Source organism: Aromatoleum toluvorans, assembly GCF_012910905.1.
GTDB lineage: Bacteria > Pseudomonadota > Gammaproteobacteria > Burkholderiales > Rhodocyclaceae > Aromatoleum > Aromatoleum toluvorans.
This window is the reverse complement of sequence record NZ_WTVN01000015.1, coordinates 1-20,558: the sequence shown is the minus strand read 5'-3', so window position 1 is coordinate 20,558 and position 20,558 is coordinate 1. Positions and strand designations below refer to the sequence as shown.

Here is a 20,558-nt window from a genome sequence, read left to right as displayed (position 1 = left end):
ACCGGCGCACGCGATGAAACTCACCGAACAGCATCGGGCCTACTGGCGCCGCAACCTGCTGCTGACCTTCTCGCTGCTGTCGGTGTGGTTTCTCGTGAGCTTCGTCGCCGGCTACTACGCCGACGAACTCAACCGCTTCTCCTTCATGAGCTTCCCGCTCGGCTTCTACATCTTCGCCCAGGGCTCGCAGATCACCTTCGTGGTCCTGATCGGGATCTACGTGCTCGCGATGAATCACCTCGACCGCAAGTACCAGATCGGCGAAAAGCGCTGAGCCGCCGGTACCCGGCAACAAAAAACCCGCCGTCTTGACGAGAGGGCGGGTTTTTTCCTCGGCGCGCAGTACAGCGCGCCTGGGCGAACCTTCTTACATGCGCGCGATCATCGCATCGCCGAACGCCGAGCACGACACTTCCTGCGCCCCTTCCATCAGGCGCGCGAAGTCGTAGGTCACGACCTTGTCGCCGATCGCCCCTTCCATGCCCTTGATGACGAGGTCGGCGGCTTCCTTCCAGCCGAGGTGGCGCAGCATCATTTCGGCCGACAGGATCAGCGAACCGGGATTGACCTTGTCCTGCCCGGCGTACTTCGGCGCCGTGCCGTGGGTCGCCTCGAAGCACGCGTACTGGTCGGAGATGTTCGCCCCCGGCGCGATGCCGATGCCGCCGACCTGCGCGGCGAGCGCGTCGGAGATGTAGTCGCCGTTGAGGTTGGTCGTCGCGATCACGTCGTATTCGGCCGGGCGCAGCAGGATCTGCTGCAGGAAGGCGTCGGCGATCGCGTCCTTGACGACGATCTCGCGCCCCGTCTTCGGGTTCTTGAACTTGCACCACGGTCCGCCGTCGATCGGCTGTGCGCCGAATTCCTCCTGCGCGACCTTGTAGCCGGTGTCGCGGAACAGGCCTTCCGTGAACTTCATGATGTTGCCCTTGTGCACCAGGGTCACCGACTTGCGGTCGTTGTCGATCGCGTACCGGATCGCCGCGCGCACGAGGCGCGTCGTGCCTTCCACCGACACGGGCTTGATGCCGATGCCCGAGGTCTCCGGGAAGCGGATTTTCTTCACGCCCATCTCGTTCTGCAGGAAGGCGATGACCTTCTTCACCTGCTCCGAGCCCGACGCCCACTCGATGCCGGCGTAGATGTCCTCGGTGTTCTCGCGGTAGATCACCATGTCGGTGAGTTCCGGCTGCTTCAGCGGCGAGGGCACGCCCTTGAAGTAGCGCACCGGGCGCACGCACTGGTACAGGTCCAGTTCCTGGCGCAGCGCGACGTTGAGCGAGCGGATGCCGCCACCGACGGGGGTGGTCATCGGCCCCTTGATCGACACCGAGTATTCCTTCAGCGCGTCGAAGGTCTCCTTCGGCAGCCACTCGTCGGGGCCGTACAGTTGGGTCGACTTCTCGCCCGCATAGACCTCCATCCAGTGGATCTTCTTCTTGCCGCCGTAGGCCTTCTCGACTGCCGCGTCGATCACCTTGATCATCACCGGGGTGATATCGACGCCGATGCCGTCGCCCTCGATGAAGGGGATGATCGGTTGATCGGGAACCGTCTGGCCCGGAACGATTTTCTGGCCGCCGGCGGGAACCTTGATCTTGGATGCGCTCATGCCTACTCCCTCTTTGTGTGGATGTATCTCGATCGATTCAGCTCATCGCTGAAAACCCTTGGCTTGCAGCTTGGGCGCTTCATCTCGCACGCGGCGCGGGGCACGCACTGCAGATGATGTCTCCCCATTCCAGAAAGTAATTATGGCCCAAGAATCCCGACGAGTACCTTACGGCGGCGGGGCCACCCTCACCCGGAGCCAAGACGCATGGACGAAAAAAAGCCGGCGAACCTGTGCCGGCTTTTCGGTGAAGCGCCGTCCTGCACGGGCAGGACGGGGGGTCGATGGAGCTACCCGTCAGGCATTGACGGCCGCAAGCGCGGCGTTGAGCGTTGCGCTCGGGCGCATCACGGCCGCGGTCTTGGCCGGATCGGCGTAGTAGTAGCCGCCGATATCGGCCGGTTTGCCCTGCACCGCGCTGAGTTCGGCGAGGATCTTCTGCTCGTTCTCCGCCAGCGTCTTCGCGAGCGGCGCGAAGCGGGCCTTCAGCTCGGCATCCTCGTCCTGCGCGGCGAGCGCCTCGGCCCAGTACAGCGCGAGGTAGAAGTGGCTGCCGCGGTTGTCGAGCTGGCCGGTGCGGCGCGACGGCGACTTGTCGTTGTCGAGCAGCTTGCCGGTGGCCTGGTCGAGCGTCTTCGCGAGCAGCTTCGCCTTGGCGTTGCCGGTCTTGAAGCTCATGTCCTCGAGCGACACTGCCAGCGCGAGGAATTCGCCCAGCGAATCCCAGCGCAGGTGGTTTTCCTCGACCAGCTGCTGCACGTGCTTCGGCGCCGAACCGCCCGCGCCCGTCTCGTACATGCCGCCACCGGCCATCAGCGGGACGATCGACAGCATCTTGGCCGAGGTGCCGAGTTCCATGATCGGGAACAGGTCGGTCAGGTAGTCGCGCAGGATGTTGCCGGTCACCGAGATGGTGTCGAGGCCGCGGAAGACTCGCTCGAGCGTGTAACGCATCGCACGCACCTGCGACATGATCTGGATGTCGAGGCCGGTCGTGTCGTGATCCTTCAGGTACTTCTGCACCTTCTTGATCAGCTCGTTCTCGTGCGGGCGATAGGGATCGAGCCAGAAGATTGCCGGCATGCCCGAATTGCGAGCGCGGGTCACGGCGAGCTTGACCCAGTCGCGGATCGGCGCGTCCTTGACCTGGCACATGCGCCAGAGGTCGCCTTCCTCCACGTTCTGCGACATCAGCACTTCACCGGTGTCGATGTCGGTGATGTTCGCAACGCCGTCTTCCGGGATTTCGAACGTCTTGTCATGCGAACCGTATTCCTCGGCTTTCTGCGCCATCAGGCCGACGTTCGGCACCGTGCCCATCGTGGCGGGATCGAAGTTGCCGTGCCACTTGCAGAAGCTGATCATCTCCTGGTAGATGCGGGCGAAGGTCGATTCCGGCATCACCGCCTTGCAGTCGTACTGCTTGCCGTCGGCACCCCACATCTTGCCGCCGCCGCGGATCATCGCCGGCATCGAGGCGTCGACGATGATGTCGTTGGGCGAGTGGAAGTTCGTGATGCCCTTGGCCGAGTCCACCATCGCCAGGCGCGGGCGGTGCTCCTGGCAGGCGTGCAGGTCGCGGATGATCTCGTCGCGCTTCGATTCCGGCAGCGTCTCGATCTTCTCGTAGAGCGTCGCCATGCCGTTGTTGACGTTGATGCCCAGCTCGTCGAACAGCTTGCCGTGCTTCTCGAACGCTTCCTTGTAGTAGATCTTCACGCAGTGGCCGAAGACGATCGGGTGCGAGACCTTCATCATCGTCGCCTTCACGTGCAGCGAGAACAGGATGCCCGCTTCACGGCAGTCATCGAGCTGCTGCTCGTAGAACTCGCACAGCGCCTTCTTGCTCATGAACATCGAGTCGATGATCTCGCCGTCCAGCAGCGCGGTCTTCGGCTTGAACACGATGGTCTTGCCGCTCTTGGTGAGGAGTTCCATCTTCACATTGCGCGCGCGGTCGAGCGTCATCGACTTCTCGCCGTGGTAGAAGTCGCCGTGTTCCATGTGCGAGCAGTGGGTCTGCGACCACTGCTTCCACTCGCCCATCGAGTGCGGGTGCTTCTTCGCGTAGTTCTTGACCGCCAGCGGCGCGCGGCGGTCGGAGTTGCCTTCGCGCAGCACCGGGTTCACCGCGGAACCGAGGCACTTGCCGTAGCGGGTCTTGAGCGCCTTCTCTTCCTCGGTCGCCGGGTTCTCGGGGTAGTCGGGGATCGCGTAGCCCTTGCCCTGCAGTTCCTTGATGCACGCCATCAGCTGCGCCACCGAGGCGCTGATGTTCGGCAGCTTGATGATGTTGGTGTCCGGATCCTGGGTCAGGCGACCGAGCTCGGCGAGATTGTCCGGAACCTTCTGCGCGTCCGTCAGATAGTCGGAGAACTCGGCCAGCACGCGGGCCGCCACCGAGATGTCGGTCTTCTCGACATGGACACCGGCCGGCGCCGTGAACGTCTCGATGATCGGCAGCAACGAGTAGGTCGCCAGCAGCGGCGCCTCATCGGTGAGCGTGTAGATGATCGTCGAATTCTTGCTGGTCATGCGTTTCTCCCTCTATATCTCTTTGTGGCGGATAGCCGAGCGGACGTAGGAGCCGGCCGAGACACATCCGTTAAAGGCCTGACAGCATCCGGACATTTTCTGGCGGCGCGTAATTATAGACCCTCGGACGCCGTAGTTAGTCGCCAGAATCGCAATCTTTGTCTTATATAAGACACAAGATAAGCTTTCGAACTGGCCCAGACCCTCTGCGCGGCGGGTATGCAGGCGATTTCCGGACCCGCGCCTCGTTCATGACAATGCTGAATGGAAGCTGTTTCGGCAGTCTGCCGAAGCGCTGCCCTTCCCCACCCCGGAGCTCGGCACCGGGCTTGACGAACAGCCCGGCCTTGGCCTGCAGCCGGAAATCGGTTAACATATTTGTAGCAATATATTTCCTGCGATTCATTTTCTGTAATTTCATTCGCACCGACCCCTCTTCCGGCTGCGACCATCGCCGGGGCGGCATTCCGCAACCGCCGCCCCTCTCCCCCCAAGATGTCCCGAACAACGCGACGCCAAAGCCTTGCGCGGGCCGGACCATTCAGGAGGACAGCCTATGCTGCTTGCGACCGACCTCGACGGCACCTTTCTTGCCGGCCACCCCGAACAGCGCCTTCGCCTGTACCAGCTGATCAACGCCCACCCGCAGATCAAGCTCGTATTCGTGACCGGACGCGGCCTCGAAGTCGTGATGCCGCTGCTGTCGGATCCTTCGGTGCCGACGCCCGACTACATCATCTGCGACGTTGGCGCCACCGTCGTGGATGGCCGCACGCTGAAACCGATACAGCCCCTGCAGGCGGAAATCGACGCGCGCTGGCCTGGCGAGCGGACCGTGGCCCAGGCGCTGGGATCCTTTGCCGGCATCGAGCGCCAGGAGGTCCCTCAACAGCGGCGCTGTTCGTATTTCTGCGCACCCGGCACCGTGGACAGCGACCTGCAGACGATTGCCGATTCCCTGGGCTGCGACGTGCTCTACTCGGCCGACCGCTATCTCGACATCCTGCCACGGGGCGTCAACAAGGGCAGCACGCTCGATGCATTGGTATGCGCCCAGGGCTTCGACCGCGACGCGGTGCTCGTCGCCGGCGACACGCTGAACGACCTGTCGATGTACCGGCAAGGCTTCCGTGGAGTATGCGTCGGGGAATCGGAAACTGCCCTGCTTGAGGCGACACGCGCGCGGGCGGGGGTTCTGCATGCGCGCTCGCCGGGCTGCGGAGGCATCCTGGAGGCGATCGCCCACTTCGGCTTTCTCGGCCCGGCCGGCATCGATGCGCAGCTGCCCGACGCCGACGCACCCGGGCGGAGCGAGCTGGTGATGGTCTATCACAGACTGCCGTACGAGGAAGTGACCGAAGGGGGCCGTGTCTTGCGCCGCCCGCCCAGCTCGCCGAACGGCATCATCCCGACCCTGCTGAGCTACTTCGGCGACGGCCGCCCCGGCGCCTGGGTCGCGTGGTCGGTGCACGACCCCAAGAAGGCCATCCCCTTCGAGGTACACACGAGCGTCGATCGCGACCGCTATCCTCAACTCGTCGCCGCACGGGTCCCGCTGACGAAGGACGACGTAGACGTGTTCTACAAGCGCTTCTCGAAGGAAGCGTTCTGGCCCACGCTGCATACCTTCTGGGAACGGGCACAGTTTCGCGACGAGGACTGGCGCGTCTTCCTGAAGGTCAACCGGCTCTTCGCCCGGCGGGCGGCGGCCGAAGCCGCCGAAGGTGCCGTGGTGTGGCTGCACGACTACAACCTGTGGATGGTGCCGGCGGTTCTGCGGGAGCTGCGGCCGGACGTGAAGATCGCGTTCTTCCATCACACCTATTTTCCTTCCGCGGACGTCTTCAACGTGCTGCCCTGGCGGCGCGAAATCATCGGCAGCCTGCTTCAATGCGATTACATCGGCTTCCACATCCCCCGCCAGGCAGAGAACTTCCTCGACGTGGTGCGGGGAGTGGCGCCGCTCAAGGTTCTCGAGCAGCGCAACTGTGCGCCGCGCTACCTCACGTACGGCTGCGCCGTCGGCCTGGAGGAGATGACGACCGCCTTCGAGGTGCACGGCCGGCGCATCGGGCTCGGCGCCCATCCGGTCGGACTCGACGTCGGGCGCATCCGCGCGATCCTCGAGCGCCCCGAAACGCGCGCGCGCATCGACGAGCTGCGCGAGGGGCTTGGCGGCACGCGCATGATCCTGTCGGTGGAGCGGCTCGACTACACGAAGGGCACGCTCGAGAAGCTCATCGCGTTCGAACGCCTGCTGGACGAACACCCCGAGCTTCAGGGCGAAGTGTCGCTGCTCGCGGTGTGCGTGCCCGCCGCAAAGGAGATGACGATCTACGACGGGCTTCAGACGCAGATCGAGCAGGCGGTCGGCCGCCTCAACGGCCGTTTCTCGCGCGTGGGCTGGACGCCAGTGCAGTTTTTCTTCCGCGCGCTGCCGTTCGACGAGGTCGTCGCGTGGTACGCGACGGCCGACGTCATGTGGATTACCCCGCTGCGCGACGGGCTCAACCTGGTGTCCAAGGAATACGTCGCAACGCAGGGCATCCTCGACGGCCGTGGCGTGCTCGTGCTGTCGGAGTTCGCGGGTGCGGCGGCCGAACTGCACGGCGCAGTCCTGACGAATCCGCACGATGGCGCGGATCTCGCCGCCCAGCTGCATCACGCGATCACAATGGATCCGGCCGAGGCGGCTACCCGGCTCCGCGAGTTGTTCTCGATCGTCGAGCATAACGACATCCGGCGCTGGGGCCGGGATTTCCTCGCCGCCGTCTCCGGCGAACTCGAGGACTGCGCGCTTCCGGGCTAATATGTCGCGCAGGCCCCGCCCCCGGAGGCGGGCCTGCCGAACCCCCGCGCGAGGCGCTCCATGGACGCAGCCGTCGGCGAAAATCCGCTCGCCCACGCCATCGCCCAGGCGATGATCGAAGGTTTCAACAAGCACTATCGCATCTTCCGCGAGACCTCGCGGCGGGCGAAGGAAAGCTTCGAGGCCGCCGAGTGGCAGGCCCAGCTCGACGCCGTACGGGAGCGCGTCGAGTTCTACGACGAGCGCGTGGAAGAGACGGTGCGCCGCCTGCACGACGAGTTCGACGCCGATTCGGTCGACGACGACACCTGGCAGCAGGCCAAGCTCCACTACATCGGCATCCTGATCCGCCACAAGCAGCCGGAGCTCGCCGAGACCTTCTTCAATTCGGTGTGCTGCAAGATCCTGCACCGCACCTACTTCAACAACGACTACCTGTTCGCGCGCCCCGCCATCTCCACCGAGTACATGGAGTCGTACCCGCCGGTGTACAGCAGCTACTACCCGCGCGACGAAGGCCTGCGCGCGACCGTGCGCCGCGTCATCGAGGACTTCGACTGGCAGCGCCCGTTCGAGGACCTCGACCGCGACGTCACCCTGCTCCTGCACGCGGTGCATAGGCACCTCGGCAAATGGCCGGACATGGAGGTGAACTGCCAGATCCAGGTGCTGTATTCGGCCTTCTACCGCAACAAGACGGCCTACATTATCGGCAAGGCGATCAACGGCTACCAGGAATACCCCTTCGCGATCGCCGTGCGCCACAACGCCTCGGGACGGCTCGAGATCGACACCATCCTGCTCGACGCGTGGCGCATCTCGGTGCTGTTCTCGCTGTCGCGCGCGTACTTCCTCGTCGACATGGAAGTGCCGTCCGGCTACGTGCAGTTCCTGCGCTCCATCATGCCCAACAAGCACCGTTCGGAGCTCTACACGATGCTGGGACTGGGCAAGCAGGGCAAGACGATGTTCTTCCGCGACCTCATCGCCCACCTGCGCCACTCCAACGACCAGTTCGTGATCGCCCCCGGCATCCGCGGCATGGTGATGCTGGTGTTCACGCTGCCGTCCTACCCGTACGTGTTCAAGGTGATCAAGGATGTCTTCGGTGCCTCGAAGAACACCGACCGTGCGACGGTGAAGCGCAAGTACCTGATGGTCAAGCGCGTCGACCGCGTCGGCCGCATGGCCGACACGCTGGAGTTCTCCTACGCCGCACTCCCGCTGTCACGCTTCAATCCCGAACTGCTCGACGAGCTGCGCGCGCTCGCACCGTCCGCTTTCGAGATCGATGGCGATTCGGTCATCATCAAGCACCTGTACATCGAGCGCCGCATGACGCCGCTCAACATCCACCTCGAGCGGGCGAGCGACGAGCAGGTCGAGCACGCGGTGCGCGAATACGGCAATGCGATCCGCGAAATGGCGACGGCCAACATCTTCCCGGGCGACATGCTGTGGAAGAACTTCGGCGTCACGCGCTACGGCCGCGTCGTGTTCTACGACTACGACGAGATCGAGTACATGACGGACATGAACTTCCGCCACATCCCGGAAGCGCCCTACCCGGAGATGGAGATGTCCAGCGAGCCGTGGTACTCCGCCGGCCCGATGGACGTGTTCCCGGAGGAATTCGCGACCTTCCTGCTCGGCGCGCCGCGCGTGCGCCAGGCCTTCCTGAAGCATCACCGCGACCTGCTCAGCCCCGGCTTCTGGCAGCGCACGCAGGCGTCGATCCGCAGCGGCTACCTGGAGGACTTCTTCCCCTACCCGGAAGAGTTGCGCTTTTGCCGCACGCGCGCGCGCCTCGGGCACCCGCGGCGCGCGGCCGAAGGCAGCCGAGCCGCCTAGGCGATGCGGATCGTGTCGCTGCGCGTCTCGCCGCGGTTGTCGCGCCAGCTCACCGCGATCTCGTCGCCGACAGCGCCGCCCGCGAGGCTGAACGCGAGGTAGGGATTGGTCGAGATCGACGGCCCGAAATCGGCCGCCAGCACGAGCTCGCCATTGCGGCGCACGCTGAGCTCGGTGATGAAATGCGCCGGAATGAGCTTGCCCTCCGCATCCTTGCGCAGGCCGTTCTCCATCGGATGCGCCAGCAGCATCCGCAACTCCGTGGCGCCCTCCTTCAGTGTCGCGCGGATGCGCGTCGGTGCCGTCATGTGCCGCAGCCTCCCACGGTCACCGTGACCTCGCGCCGCGCCGCGTAGATCCGCCCCTCCGCCTTCACCAGCGCATGCACGCGCGTCGTGCGTGCCATCTTCACGCGCGTGTGGATCGTCGGCGTCATCGCCCCCGACAGCCGAAAGTTCGCGGCGACCTTGAACGGGTTTTCCTCGATGAGGATCGCAATCTGCTCGGTCCGCGGGATATCGCTCGACACCGTGAGTGCCACCGCGCGGCCATCCTCCGCCACGTCGGGCGCGACGATGCGGATCGCGCCGCTGTCCTGCGCCGCCGCGGCACCCAGCGCCTGCAATGCCTCGTCGAGCGTCCTGGCCTCGAAGGCGGCCACGTTCCGGCTCCCCTCGGCCATCGCCGGCGCGACGATCCCCGTCGCCACGAGCGCCGCCCAGATTCCCATTCCGCCGCCTGCCTTCAGCACCTTCCTGCGCCGCCTGTCCATCCTCGCTCCCAAACTTCTTCGCCTCTGCTCGTCCAGCCCTTATGCCGGTTGCGTCGGAACGCGCCGCCACTCGCGCTATACTCGGCCGTTACGCGCACGCCATCGCTGGAGTACGTCCGTGACGGGCAAGTCTACCCTCGCCGCCCTGTGCCTGCTCGCCGGATTGGCCCACGCTGCCGACCCGGCAGCGGTCCACGCACGCAACCTCGCGGCCAACTGCACGTCCTGCCACGCACCGGACGCGCCCGCACCGAACGCCATCCCGCGCCTCGCCGGCCGGCCCGCCGCCGCAATCCTGCAGAAACTGCAGGAATTCCGCGCCGGCACGGCGCCCGCCACCGTGATGCACCAGATCGTGCGCGGCTACAGCGACGAGCAGCTCGCGCTGATCGCCGCCGATTTTGCCTCCCGTTCCGCCGCAGCGGACTGACGCCAGCACGCCCGACGATGGATAGACGCCGATTCCTGCACAGCCTCAGCCTCGCCGCGGCAGCGCCCGCCCTCGGCGCGCTCGCCGCCTGTTCGAGCGCCCCGCCGCGCGGCGCTCCGCATGTCGTCGTGGTCGGCGGCGGCTACGGCGGCACGACGGCCGCGAAGTACCTGCGCATGTGGAGCGCCGGCCGCGTCGCGGTCACGCTCGTCGAGCGCGAGCCACGCTTCGTGTCCTGCCCGATGTCCAACCTCGTCCTCGCCGGCCTGCGCAGCATGGACGACCTCACCGCAAGCTACGATCAGCTGCGCTCGCGCTGGGGCGTGCGCGTCGTCACCGACGCGGCCACGTCCGTCGATGCCGCGAAACGCCGGGTCCGCCTCGCGAACAATGGCGAGATCGGCTTCGATCGCGTCGTCCTGTCACCCGGCGTGGATTTCCTCGCCGACGACATTCCCGGCCTCGCCGGCAACTTCGAACGCATCCCGCACGCGTGGAAAGCCGGCCCGCAGACCGAACTCCTGCGCCGGCAGATCGCGGCGATGCCCGCGGGCGGCGTGTTCGCGCTGCACGTGCCGAAGTCCCCCTATCGCTGCCCGCCCGGCCCCTACGAACGCGCCTGCCTCGTCGCGCATTACCTGCGCACCCACAAGCCGCGCGCCAAGCTGCTGCTGCTCGACGCCAACGGCGAGATCCAGTCGAAGAAGGCGCTCTTCGCCGCGGCGTTTGCCGGACCGTACAAGGACCTCATCGAATACCGCCCCGACAGCACCCTGCTCTCCGTCGATGCCCGCAACCTGGGCGCCGAGCTCGAGTTCGACCGCGTGCGCGCCGACGTCCTCAACGTCATCCCGCCGATGCGCGCCGGGTGGCTCGTCGACGCGCTGGGCATCCCGCTGGTCAACCGGCGCTGGGTCGAGGTCGACTGGCAGACGATGGAAGTCCGCGGCCTGCCGAACGTCCATGTCCTCGGCGATGCTGTCCTCGCCGCACCGGGCATGCCGAAGTCCGGCCACATCACCAACCAGCAGGCCAAGCTCGCCGCGGCCGCGATCATCGAACTGCTGCACGGGCGCGCACCGGACGCCGCGCCGATGCTGCTGAACACCTGCTACAGCTTCGTCGATGACCGCAACGCGATGCACGTCGCGTCGGTGCACCGCTACGACGAGGCGGAACGAACCTTCCTGCCGGTCGCCGGCGCGGGAGGCCTGTCGCCGTCGGCCAGCGAAGCGGAAGGGCGCTACGCCGACGCCTGGGCGCAGAACATTCGCGCCGACATGCTGGCCTGACGCATCACCAGCCCAGTTCGAGTATCCACGGCCCCTCGCCCGCCGCGAGCGCCTGGCGCACATAGGCCACCGTGTTGGCGGGCAAATCGGCGCGCGCGAACCAGCCCAGCGCGTCGCACTTGTCCGGCTCGCAGATGCGGGGCTCGCCCGCCCACGCCTTCGCACGCAGGAAGAAATCGACCCGGTTCGTATCGGAGCGGCGATGCACGACACCCAGGTGCACGAGCCCGGCGGGGTCGATCTCCACCCCGACCTCCTCGCGCATCTCACGCACCGCCGTCCGGCCCAGCGACTCGTCCGCCTCGACGTGCCCGCCCGGCAGGCTGTAGAGCCCGTCGAAGAAACCCGTCCCGGCCCGGCGCATCAACAGGATGCGCCCCTCGCGCTCCATCAGCACATGCACGCCGACGGGAATGCCCACATGCATCAGTGCTTGCCGGTGCTGCCGAAACCGCCCTCGCCGCGATCGCTCTCGGGGAACTCGTCGACGATGTTGAAGCCGACCTGCAGCACGGGCACGACCACCAGCTGCGCGATGCGCTCCATCGGCTGCACCGTGAAGGTCGCGCGCCCGCGGTTCCACACCGACACGAAGATCTGGCCCTGGTAATCGGAATCGATCAGGCCGACCAGATTGCCCAGCACGATGCCGTGCTTGTGCCCCAGGCCCGAACGGGGCAACACCATCGCGGCCAGTCCGGGGTCGGCGAGATGGATTGCCAGACCGGTCGGAATCAGCGTCGTGTCGCCCGGATGCAGGCTGATCGACGTGTTCACGCAAGCACGCAGGTCGAGTCCGGCCGCGCCCGGCGTCGCATAGGACGGCTTGTGCTCGCGCAGTCGCTCGTCGAGGATCTTGACGTCAATTCGGTGCATGTTCGCCCTCAGTTGGCGGCCGTTGTCAGCAAACCGGCCAGATGTTCGACAATCTTCCGCGCGACCTCGGTCTTGGGCGCACGTTCCAGCGGGTGTCGCCCCGCGTCGTCATACAGGATCACCTGGTTGTCGTCGCTTCCGAGCCCGTCCTGCACCAGGTTGCCGACCAGCATGGGCAGGCGTTTCGCACGCCGCTTGCCCTCCGCGTAGGCATCCAGGTCGCGGCTTTCCGCCGCGAAGCCGACGCAGAACGGCGCATCGTCGCGCGCTGCGACCTCGGCCAGGATGTCGGGGTTCGGCGTGAGCCGCAGGCTCATCTCCGCCGATGATTTCTTGACCTTGTGCTCGGCGGCCTCGACCGGCCGATAGTCCGCCACGGCCGCCACGCCGATGAACACATCCGCGCCGGGCAGGGCGGCCATCACCGCATCGCGCATCTGCAACGCGCTGCGCACATCGACCCGCTGCGTCCCCACGGGCACCGACAGCCCCGTCGGTCCACTCACGAGCACGACTTCCGCGCCGGCGCGCACGCAGGCCTGCGCCAGCGCGTAACCCATCTTGCCCGAACTGGTGTTCGTGATCCCGCGCACCGGATCGATCGCCTCGAAGGTCGGACCGGCCGTGAGCACGACCTTGCGCCCCGCCAGCGGCTTCGGCTGGAAGAACGCGATCACGTGCTCCAGCAGCTCCTCCGGCTCCAGCATGCGCCCCATGCCGACCTCGCCGCAGGCCTGGTCGCCCGCGGCCGGGCCGAGCACGGTGGCACCGTCGGCGGTCAACTGCGCCATGTTGCGCTGCGTCGCCGGGTGCTCCCACATCTGGCGGTTCATCGCCGGGGCGACGAGCAGCGGGCACTCGCGCGCCAGGCACAGCGTCGTCAGCAGATCGTCCGCCCGCCCCTGCACCAGCTTCGCGATCACGTCGGCCGTCGCCGGCGCGATCAGCACCGCATCGGCGCCGCGCGTGAGATCGATGTGCGCCATGTTGTTGTCCATGCGCGCGTCCCACAGGTCCGACCACACCGGGTTGCCCGACAGCGCCTGATAGGTGACCGGCGTGACGAAACGCGCGCCGCCCTCGGTCAGCACGACATGCACGTCCGCGCCCGCCTTGCCGAGCAGCCGCACCAGTTCCGCGGCCTTGTATGCAGCAACACCACCGGTCACACCGAGAACCAGCTTGCGGCCTTTCAATTCGCACATGGCATATGCCTTACAATTATCAAGTCATCCACAACACACACCCGGCATGGCAATCACCGACTGGCCTGCGGACGAACGGCCGCGCGAGAAGCTCCTCGGCCGGGGCGCCAACGCCCTCTCCGACGCCGAGCTCCTCGCATTGTTCCTGCGTGTCGGCATCCGCGGCAAAAGCGCCGTTGACCTCGCCCGCGACCTCATCGGCCGCTTCGGATCCCTCACCCGTCTGTGCGCCGCCCCCGCAGACGAATTCGCCGCGATACCGGGAATGGGGCTCGCGAAGTATGCCCAACTGCAGGCGGTCATGGAACTGGCAAGGCGCGCCCTGAGCGAGGAGATGGCCGCGCGCGACGTATTCGATTCGCCTGCCGCGGTGCGCGACTGGCTGCGGCTGCGCATCGGCAGCCTGCCGCACGAAGTCTTCTGCGTGCTGCTGCTCGACGCGCGCAACCGCCTGATCGAGGCGGTCGAACTCTTCCGCGGCACGCTCACGGCGACCAGCGTCTATCCGCGCGAGGTGGTCAAGCTCGCCTTGACGCACAATGCCGCCGCCGTCATCCTCGCGCACAATCACCCCTCCGGCGCGAGCGAACCGAGCAGCGCGGACGAATTGCTGACGCGCAGCCTCAAGCAGGCCCTCGACCTGGTCGATGTCCGCGTCCTCGATCACTTCGTCGTCACCGCCCATGCGCGCCCGCTCTCCTTCGCCGAGCGCGGCCTGCTCTGACGGAGCCCCCGGCAGGCGTATCGCAATCCGCACTTGCTCTCGGCGAACGTTATCGGATAACATCCGAGGTTTTCCGCAATCCGAATTCCCTGGAGCAACATATGGCTCGCGTCTGCCAAGTGACCGGTAAAGCACCGATGGTGGGGAACAACGTTTCCCACGCTAACAACAAGACCAAGCGTCGTTTCCTCCCGAACCTGCAGAATCGCCGGTTCTGGAGCGAATCCGAAAACCGCTGGATCCGCCTGCGCGTGTCCAATGCTGCCCTGCGCACCATCGACAAGAAGGGCATCGACGTCGTCGTTTCCGAGCTGCGTGCCCGCGGCGAGAAGATCTGAGACGGCTGATCCAAGCACTGCGCCACACACGCGCAAGCAACTGAACGGAGATTCAAATGGCTAAAGGCGGCCGCGAAAAAATCAAGCTGGAGTCGACCGCAGGTACCGGTCACTTCTACACGACCTCGAAGAACAAGCGCACCACCCCGAACAAGCTCGAGTTCAACAAGTACGACCCCGTCGCACGCAAGCACGTCCTGTACAAGGAAGTGAAGCTCAAGTAAGCCCCCTGCAGGCTGCGGCCTGCTCCAGGGACGCAGCGCATAAAACAAGAGGCCGCCGGAGTGATCCGGCGGCCTCTTGTTTTTCCGGCAGGCCTCCGCGTTAGCGTACGGCCTTCCGGATTAAAGGGACATCAGGCCTTCTGGATGTTAGAGGCCTGCTTACCCTTCGGACCCTGCGTGACTTCGAAGGAGACCTTTTCGCCTTCCTTCAGGGTTTTGAACCCGGCCATGTTGATCGCGGAGAAGTGAGCGAACAGATCTTCGCTACCGTCGTCCGGAGTAATGAAGCCGAAGCCCTTGGAGTCGTTGAACCACTTAACGGTACCAGTTGCCATGTTGCCTTAATCCTTCAAGATTGCTTAGAACGATGCGGGGTCTCCCCCCTCAGTGCACCAATGCTCAGTGAGGCGTTACCAGTACTGCCAAGCCAGTGACCACAAGAGCCAGGATTACAGAACCAGTGCATTGAACTTCGCATTTCGCACCCGTCTGCTTTTACGCATTTGTCAGCACAGCGTCAACATTTTCTTGCCGGCATGAATGGTGCATTGCCGCACGCGCAAGGCCGTTGAAAACAGCGGCTTGCCGCCTTCCGCAACCAATCCGGCATAGCGCCGAGCGATCGTTTTCCGGTTGCGGCGCAACATATCCGGCGTTGCATTTGCGCACTTCTCCGTTGCGAAATGCGGCCCATGCTCGCGGCCGGAGGTCTGTTGCACTCTGCTTGCACTTGATTAGAATGGGTTACATGGCCACTCAGAAACAGGGCGAGTACACACTCGAGGCGGAGCGCTCTCGCACCAAGCCCCCGCCACTCTACAAGGTGCTATTGCTTAATGACGACTTCACGCCCATGGATTTCGTCGTCGTTGTGTTGCAGAAATTTTTTGGCATGGACCGCGAACGGGCTACACGGGTCATGCTCCAAGTCCACAGAGAGGGCATGGGGGTCTGCGGGGTCTTCGCGAAGGACGTCGCAGCGACCAAGGTGGAACAGGTCGTATCCTTCGCCCGTCAGCACCAGCATCCGCTGGCATGCGTGATGGAGGAAAACTGAGAATGATCGCGCAAGAGCTTGAAGTCAGTCTGCACATGGCCTTTGTCGAAGCCCGACAAAAGCGGCACGAGTTCATCACCGTTGAACACCTGCTGCTGGCATTGCTCGACAATCCGTCTGCAGCCGAGGTCCTGCGCGCCTGCGCAGCCAACGTCGAGGAACTGCGGCGGGAATTGACGAATTTCATCAACGAGCACACGCCGAAGGTCGAAGGCACCGACGAGATCGACACGCAGCCGACCCTCGGCTTCCAGCGCGTGATCCAGCGGGCGATCCTGCACGTGCAATCGTCGGGCAAGAAGGAAGTGACCGGCGCGAACGTGCTTGTCGCGATCTTCGGGGAAAAGGACTCGCATGCGGTCTATTTCCTGCAACGCCAGAACATCTCGCGCCTCGACGTCGTGAATTTCATCTCCCACGGCATCGCGAAGACGCCGCAGCATGGGCAGCCGCCGCAAGGCAAGAGCGAATCGCAGGAACAGGGCGAGCCGGAAACCGAGAATACCCAGGGCAACAGCGCGCTGGAGAACTACACCCAGAACCTCAACCAGCAGGCGCTCATCGGCAAGATCGACCCGCTGATCGGGCGTGAGCGCGAACTCGAACGCGTGATCCAGACCCTGTGCCGCCGGCGCAAGAACAACCCGCTGCTGGTCGGCGAGGCCGGCGTCGGCAAGACGGCGATCGCGGAAGGCCTGGCGCGCTACATCGTCGACGGGCGGATTCCGGAAATCCTCGAGGGGGCGCAGGTCTATGCGCTCGACATGGGCGCGCTGCTCGCCGGGACCAAGTACCGGGGCGATTTCGAGCAGCGCCTGAAAGCGGTGCTGAAGCAGTTGCGCGAAACGCGCAATGCGATCCTCTTCATCGACGAGATCCATACGCTGATCGGCGCGGGCGCCGCGTCGGGCGGTACGCTGGACGCATCGAACCTGCTCAAGCCGGCCCTGTCGTCCGGACAGTTGAAGTGCATCGGCGCGACGACCTACTCCGAGTTCCGCCAGATCTTCGAGAAGGATCACGCGCTGTCGCGGCGCTTCCAGAAAGTCGACGTGACCGAGCCGTCGGTCGCGGAGACGGTGGAAATCCTGAAGGGCCTGAAGAGCCGCTTCGAGGAGCACCACGGCGTGAAGTATTCGAGCGCGGCGCTGACTTCGGCCGCGGAGCTGTCGGCCCGCTACATCAACGACCGCCAGCTGCCCGACAAGGCCATCGACGTGATCGACGAAGCGGGCGCGGCGCAGCGCATCCTGCCGAAATCGAAGCAGCGCAAGACGATCGGCAAGAGCGAGATCGAGGACATCGTCGCGAAGATCGCGCGCATTCCGCCGCGCTCCGTGTCGAACGACGACAAGGCCGCGCTGAAGAATCTCGAACGCGACCTGAAGAACGTCGTGTTCGGCCAGGAGGCGGCAATCGATGCGCTCGCGAAGGCGATCAAGATGTCGCGTTCCGGCCTGGGCAATCCGGCCAAGCCGATCGGCAGCTTCCTGTTCTCCGGCCCCACCGGCGTCGGCAAGACCGAGGTCGCGCGCCAGCTCGCCTTCACGATGGGCATCGAACTGGTGCGCTTCGACATGTCCGAGTACATGGAGCGTCATGCGGTGAGCCGTCTCATCGGCGCGCCGCCGGGATACGTCGGCTTCGACCAGGGCGGCCTGCTGACCGAGGCGATCACGAAGAAGCCGCACTGCGTGCTGCTGCTCGACGAGATCGAGAAGGCGCACCCCGACATCTTCAACATCCTGCTGCAGGTGATGGACCACGGCACGCTGACCGACAACAACGGCCGGCAGGCGGATTTCCGCAACGTCATCATCATCATGACGACCAACGCGGGCGCCGAGATGATGCAGAAGTCGGTGATCGGCTTCTCCGCCAAGCGCGAGGTCGGCGACGAGATGGGCGAGATCAAGCGCATGTTCTCGCCCGAGTTCCGCAACCGGCTGGATGCGACGATCTCGTTCAAGCCGCTCGACAACGAGGTCATCCTGCGGGTCGTCGACAAGTTCCTGATGCAGCTAGAAGCGCAGCTGCACGAGAAGAAGGTCGAGGCGCACTTCACCGACGAGCTCAAGGGCTGGCTGGCGTCCGAGGGTTTCGACCCGGTCATGGGCGCCCGCCCGATGGCACGCCTGATCCAGGACACGATCCGCGCCGCGCTCGCCGACGAACTGCTGTTCGGACGCCTGGTGCATGGCGGCAAGGTGACGATCGATCTCGATGCCGAAGGCAAGGTCAAGCTGGTGTTCGACCAGACGGAGGCGGCCACGGTGTAAGGCACCGCAGCGCAACGCAGTCGGAAAGGGCGACCCGGGGTCGCCCTTTTTTTGTGCCCCGAGCTGGTTTATCGTCGCACTCCGGCCCGCACGCTTGCGCGTGTCATCGCCCCTGCCCGCTCAACCGACATCAACGCAAATCACACAAGGAATCGCACGCATGGAAATCCAGACCGCCGACCTTTGCGACGCCCACGAGGGCAAACTCCGCGTCGTCAGCCCGATGTTCCGCAGCTACGGCGGTCGCCCGTCCTTCGGCGGCGAGATCGCGACGCTCAAGGTGTTCGAGGACAACTCGCTGGTGCGCACGGCACTTGAAGGGCCGGGCAACGGACGCGTGCTCGTGATCGACGGCGGCGCCTCGATGCGCTGCGCGCTGGTGGGCGATCAACTCGCGTTGCTCGGCGTGAAGAACGGCTGGGCGGGCGTGATCGTCTATGGCTGCATCCGCGATTCGAAGGCGATCGGCGGCATGGACCTCGGGGTGTTCGCGCTCGGCACGCATCCGCAGAAAAGCATCAAGAAAGGTGCCGGGGACAAGGACCTGCCCGTGACCTTCGGCGGCGTCACCTTCGCTCCCGGACAGTTCGTCTACGCCGACGAGGACGGCGTCGTCGTTTCCGAATCGGCCCTGCTCTGACCACCACGGGGCCGGCGGCGCCCGCGGCCCCTTTTCGTGCCCCCCGCCACACTTCCCGCCGTGGCGCGCGGGCTCCCGCCCCCCTGATCCGAGCCGGGCCCGGATACCCCCCTGCGACGGGCCGGCCGTCCCTTGCCGAGCGCACCACGTCCGCGCCCACATCCGCGGGCGATTTTGCGCGCCGCAGCAGCATTTCATTTCACAACGCCAAGCGCGATCTCACGATACGAAAACTTCGGCGCAAGTAGTTGATTTGTTTGCACCAAATAATTTCTTATATCTTATATAAGACTTATTGCTGCAGAGCGAGATCGTCCCTATACTTTTTTCCACACGAGGCCGCTCCGGCGGACCCCGTACCGGCGAGCGCCACCCGGCCGAAACAAGCACCGGGGCGAGCAGCCGAGTTGAAACCCTGTAAACCATCAGTCGAGAAGGAATTGTCATGACCCTGACCCGCGAACAGCAAATCGCCGCCCTCGAAAAAGACTGGGCCGAGAATCCCCGTTGGAAAGGCATCAAGCGCGGCTACGCCGCTGCCGATGTCGTCCGCCTGCGCGGCTCCCTGCCCATCGAGCACACCCTGGCCAAGCGCGGCGCCGAGAAGCTGTGGGAAAAGGTCAATGGCGGCGCGAAGAAGGGCTATGTGAACGCCTTCGGCGCGATCACCGCCGGCCAGGCGATGCAGCAGGCCAAGGCCGGCCTCGAGGCCGTGTATCTGTCGGGCTGGCAGGTCGCCGCCGACGGCAACACTTCCGAGACCATGTACCCGGACCAGTCGCTGTACGCCTACGACTCGGTGCCGACGATGGTTCGCCGCATCAACAACACCTTCAAGCGTGCCGACGAGATCCAGTGGTCGCGCGGCGTCAATCCCGGCGACAAGGAATTCATCGACTACTTCCTGCCGATCGTCGCTGACGCGGAAGCCGGTTTCGGCGGCGTGCTGAACGCCTTCGAACTGATGAAGAACATGATCACCGCCGGCGCCGCCGGGGTGCACTTCGAAGACCAGCTGGCCGCCGTGAAGAAGTGCGGCCACATGGGCGGCAAGGTGCTCGTGCCGACGCAGGAAGCGATCGAGAAGCTGATCTCGGCCCGCTTCGCCTCCGACGTGATGGGCGTGTCGACGCTGATCCTGGCCCGTACCGACGCGGAAGCCGCGAACCTGATCACCTCGGACCATGACGCCAACGACAAGCCCTTCCTGACCGGCGAGCGCACGCAGGAAGGCTTCTACCGCGTCCGTAACGGCCTCGAGCAGGCGATCAGCCGCGGTGTCGCCTACGCGCCGTACGCCGATCTGGTGTGGTGCGAGACCGGCACGCCGGACCTCGGCTTCGCCCGTGAATTCGCGCAGGCCGTGCTCGCCGCCTGCCCGGGCAAGCTGCTGTCGTACAACTGCTCGCCGTCCTTCAACTGGAAGAAGAACCTCGACGACAAGACCATCGCCAAGTTCCAGGACGAGCTGTCGGCGCTGGGCTACAAGTACCAGTTCATCACGCTGGCCGGCATCCACGTCAATTGGTTCAACACCTTCCAGTTCGCGCACGCTTACGCTCGCGGCGAAGGCATGAAGCACTACGTCGAGATGGTCCAGGAGAAGGAATTCGCCGCTCGCGAGCAGGGCTACACCTTCGTGTCGCACCAGCAGGAAGTCGGCGCCGGCTACTTCGACGACGTGACCACCGTGATCCAGGGCGGTTCGTCCTCGGTCAAGGCGCTGACCGGTTCGACCGAAGAAGAGCAGTTCCACTGATAAAAGGGGCTAGGCGGGTCGACATCTGACCCGCCACAGCGGGAAGCCGCGCTCACAAGGCGCGGCTTTTTTCATTGGGCTCGCACCGGCTCAGTTCGTACCCGCTCCGCCCGGTGCCGTCCCCGGTGCCATTCCCGGCCCGGGCCCCATCCGTC

The 20,558-nt window shown here is 65.1% G+C and carries 21 protein-coding genes; 12 read left to right on the top strand and 9 right to left on the bottom strand.

Going from position 1 to position 20,558, the window contains the following annotated elements:
- Positions 1-13: 13 nt before the first annotated feature.
- Positions 14-274, top strand: coding sequence for a DUF4212 domain-containing protein (locus GPA22_RS11235; RefSeq protein ID WP_169256160.1), 261 nt, complete (start codon positions 14-16; stop codon positions 272-274).
- A gap of 93 nt (positions 275-367) precedes the next feature.
- Here the strand turns inward: GPA22_RS11235 and icd are convergent, their stop codons facing one another.
- On the bottom strand, positions 368-1,612 hold the full coding sequence (gene icd / locus GPA22_RS11230; protein WP_169256159.1) for an NADP-dependent isocitrate dehydrogenase: 1,245 nt from the start codon (positions 1,610-1,612) through the stop codon (positions 368-370).
- A gap of 297 nt (positions 1,613-1,909) precedes the next feature.
- A complete protein-coding gene (locus tag GPA22_RS11225; RefSeq protein ID WP_169256158.1) occupies positions 1,910-4,147 on the bottom strand; it encodes an NADP-dependent isocitrate dehydrogenase in 2,238 nt (745 codons plus the stop codon).
- Positions 4,148-4,703: 556 nt separating this feature from the next.
- Here GPA22_RS11225 and ggpS point away from each other — a divergent pair.
- Both ggpS and aceK read left to right on the top strand, forming a co-directional pair.
- Complete coding sequence (gene ggpS, locus GPA22_RS11220) at positions 4,704-6,956, top strand: glucosylglycerol-phosphate synthase (protein ID WP_169256157.1); 2,253 nt, start codon at positions 4,704-4,706, stop codon at positions 6,954-6,956.
- A gap of 60 nt (positions 6,957-7,016) precedes the next feature.
- Positions 7,017-8,807, top strand: a complete 1,791-nt coding sequence (gene aceK, locus GPA22_RS11215) for a bifunctional isocitrate dehydrogenase kinase/phosphatase (protein WP_169256156.1) — start codon at positions 7,017-7,019, stop codon at positions 8,805-8,807.
- Here the strand turns inward: aceK and soxZ are convergent.
- Together soxZ and soxY are read right to left on the bottom strand one after the other, a co-directional pair.
- A complete protein-coding gene (soxZ, locus tag GPA22_RS11210; RefSeq protein ID WP_169256155.1) occupies positions 8,804-9,115 on the bottom strand; it encodes a thiosulfate oxidation carrier complex protein SoxZ in 312 nt (103 codons plus the stop codon). The genes aceK and soxZ overlap by 4 nt on opposite strands.
- The gene (gene soxY, locus GPA22_RS11205) at positions 9,112-9,579 is read right to left on the bottom strand and encodes a thiosulfate oxidation carrier protein SoxY (protein WP_169256154.1); all 468 of its coding nucleotides are present in this window, start codon (positions 9,577-9,579) and stop codon (positions 9,112-9,114) included. The genes soxZ and soxY overlap by 4 nt, the downstream gene beginning before the upstream one ends.
- Positions 9,580-9,697: 118 nt before the next feature.
- Between soxY and GPA22_RS11200 the strand changes: the two genes are divergently transcribed.
- Entirely contained in the window at positions 9,698-10,009 is a 312-nt protein-coding gene (locus GPA22_RS11200; RefSeq protein ID WP_169256153.1) for a cytochrome C, read from the top strand.
- 17 nt (positions 10,010-10,026) lie between these two features.
- Positions 10,027-11,301, top strand: a complete 1,275-nt coding sequence (locus GPA22_RS11195; RefSeq protein ID WP_169256152.1) for an NAD(P)/FAD-dependent oxidoreductase — start codon at positions 10,027-10,029, stop codon at positions 11,299-11,301.
- A 4-nt stretch (positions 11,302-11,305) separates the two neighbouring features.
- On the opposite strand, the gene GPA22_RS11190 is transcribed toward GPA22_RS11195, so the two are convergent.
- Genes GPA22_RS11190 through coaBC form a run of 3 tightly spaced genes read right to left on the bottom strand, consistent with a single transcriptional unit; the run spans position 11,306 to position 13,382 of the window.
- Positions 11,306-11,728: an NUDIX hydrolase gene (locus tag GPA22_RS11190; protein ID WP_211169073.1), complete on the bottom strand. Its 423-nt coding sequence runs from the start codon at positions 11,726-11,728 to the stop codon at positions 11,306-11,308.
- Positions 11,728-12,177 (bottom strand): dUTP diphosphatase, encoded by a 450-nt coding sequence (gene dut, locus GPA22_RS11185; RefSeq protein ID WP_169256151.1) that lies wholly within the window; start codon positions 12,175-12,177, stop codon positions 11,728-11,730. The genes GPA22_RS11190 and dut overlap by 1 nt, the downstream gene beginning before the upstream one ends.
- Before the next feature lie 8 nt (positions 12,178-12,185).
- On the bottom strand, positions 12,186-13,382 hold the full coding sequence (gene coaBC / locus GPA22_RS11180) for a bifunctional phosphopantothenoylcysteine decarboxylase/phosphopantothenate--cysteine ligase CoaBC (protein WP_169256150.1): 1,197 nt from the start codon (positions 13,380-13,382) through the stop codon (positions 12,186-12,188).
- Positions 13,383-13,428: 46 nt separating this feature from the next.
- Between coaBC and radC the strand changes: the two genes are divergently transcribed.
- From radC to rpmG, 3 genes are all read left to right on the top strand, one after another.
- Positions 13,429-14,106 carry a RadC family protein gene (radC, locus tag GPA22_RS11175; RefSeq protein ID WP_169256149.1) on the top strand — a complete coding sequence of 226 codons (678 nt, stop codon included), beginning with the start codon at positions 13,429-13,431 and terminating at the stop codon, positions 14,104-14,106.
- Between the two features lie 101 nt (positions 14,107-14,207).
- The gene (gene rpmB, locus GPA22_RS11170) at positions 14,208-14,444 is read left to right on the top strand and encodes a 50S ribosomal protein L28 (protein ID WP_015434856.1); all 237 of its coding nucleotides are present in this window, start codon (positions 14,208-14,210) and stop codon (positions 14,442-14,444) included.
- A 56-nt stretch (positions 14,445-14,500) separates the two neighbouring features.
- Positions 14,501-14,668, top strand: coding sequence for a 50S ribosomal protein L33 (gene rpmG, locus GPA22_RS11165; RefSeq protein ID WP_018990830.1), 168 nt, complete (start codon positions 14,501-14,503; stop codon positions 14,666-14,668).
- 131 nt (positions 14,669-14,799) lie between these two features.
- On the opposite strand, the gene GPA22_RS11160 is transcribed toward rpmG, so the two are convergent.
- Both GPA22_RS11160 and GPA22_RS11155 read right to left on the bottom strand, forming a co-directional pair.
- On the bottom strand, positions 14,800-15,003 hold the full coding sequence (locus GPA22_RS11160) for a cold-shock protein (protein WP_018990831.1): 204 nt from the start codon (positions 15,001-15,003) through the stop codon (positions 14,800-14,802).
- 171 nt (positions 15,004-15,174) lie between these two features.
- Positions 15,175-15,387 carry a hypothetical protein gene (locus tag GPA22_RS11155; RefSeq protein WP_169256148.1) on the bottom strand — a complete coding sequence of 71 codons (213 nt, stop codon included), beginning with the start codon at positions 15,385-15,387 and terminating at the stop codon, positions 15,175-15,177.
- 29 nt (positions 15,388-15,416) lie between these two features.
- On the opposite strand from GPA22_RS11155, the gene clpS reads away from it, so the two are divergent.
- From clpS to aceA, 4 genes are all read left to right on the top strand, one after another.
- The gene (gene clpS / locus GPA22_RS11150; RefSeq protein ID WP_169256147.1) at positions 15,417-15,725 is read left to right on the top strand and encodes an ATP-dependent Clp protease adapter ClpS; all 309 of its coding nucleotides are present in this window, start codon (positions 15,417-15,419) and stop codon (positions 15,723-15,725) included.
- Positions 15,726-15,727: 2 nt separating this feature from the next.
- Complete coding sequence (gene clpA / locus GPA22_RS11145; protein ID WP_169256146.1) at positions 15,728-18,004, top strand: ATP-dependent Clp protease ATP-binding subunit ClpA; 2,277 nt, start codon at positions 15,728-15,730, stop codon at positions 18,002-18,004.
- A 160-nt stretch (positions 18,005-18,164) separates the two neighbouring features.
- Positions 18,165-18,644 carry a ribonuclease E activity regulator RraA gene (gene rraA / locus GPA22_RS11140; RefSeq protein ID WP_169256145.1) on the top strand — a complete coding sequence of 160 codons (480 nt, stop codon included), beginning with the start codon at positions 18,165-18,167 and terminating at the stop codon, positions 18,642-18,644.
- A gap of 445 nt (positions 18,645-19,089) precedes the next feature.
- Positions 19,090-20,403, top strand: a complete 1,314-nt coding sequence (aceA, locus tag GPA22_RS11135; protein ID WP_169256144.1) for an isocitrate lyase — start codon at positions 19,090-19,092, stop codon at positions 20,401-20,403.
- Positions 20,404-20,558: the final 155 nt, after the last annotated feature.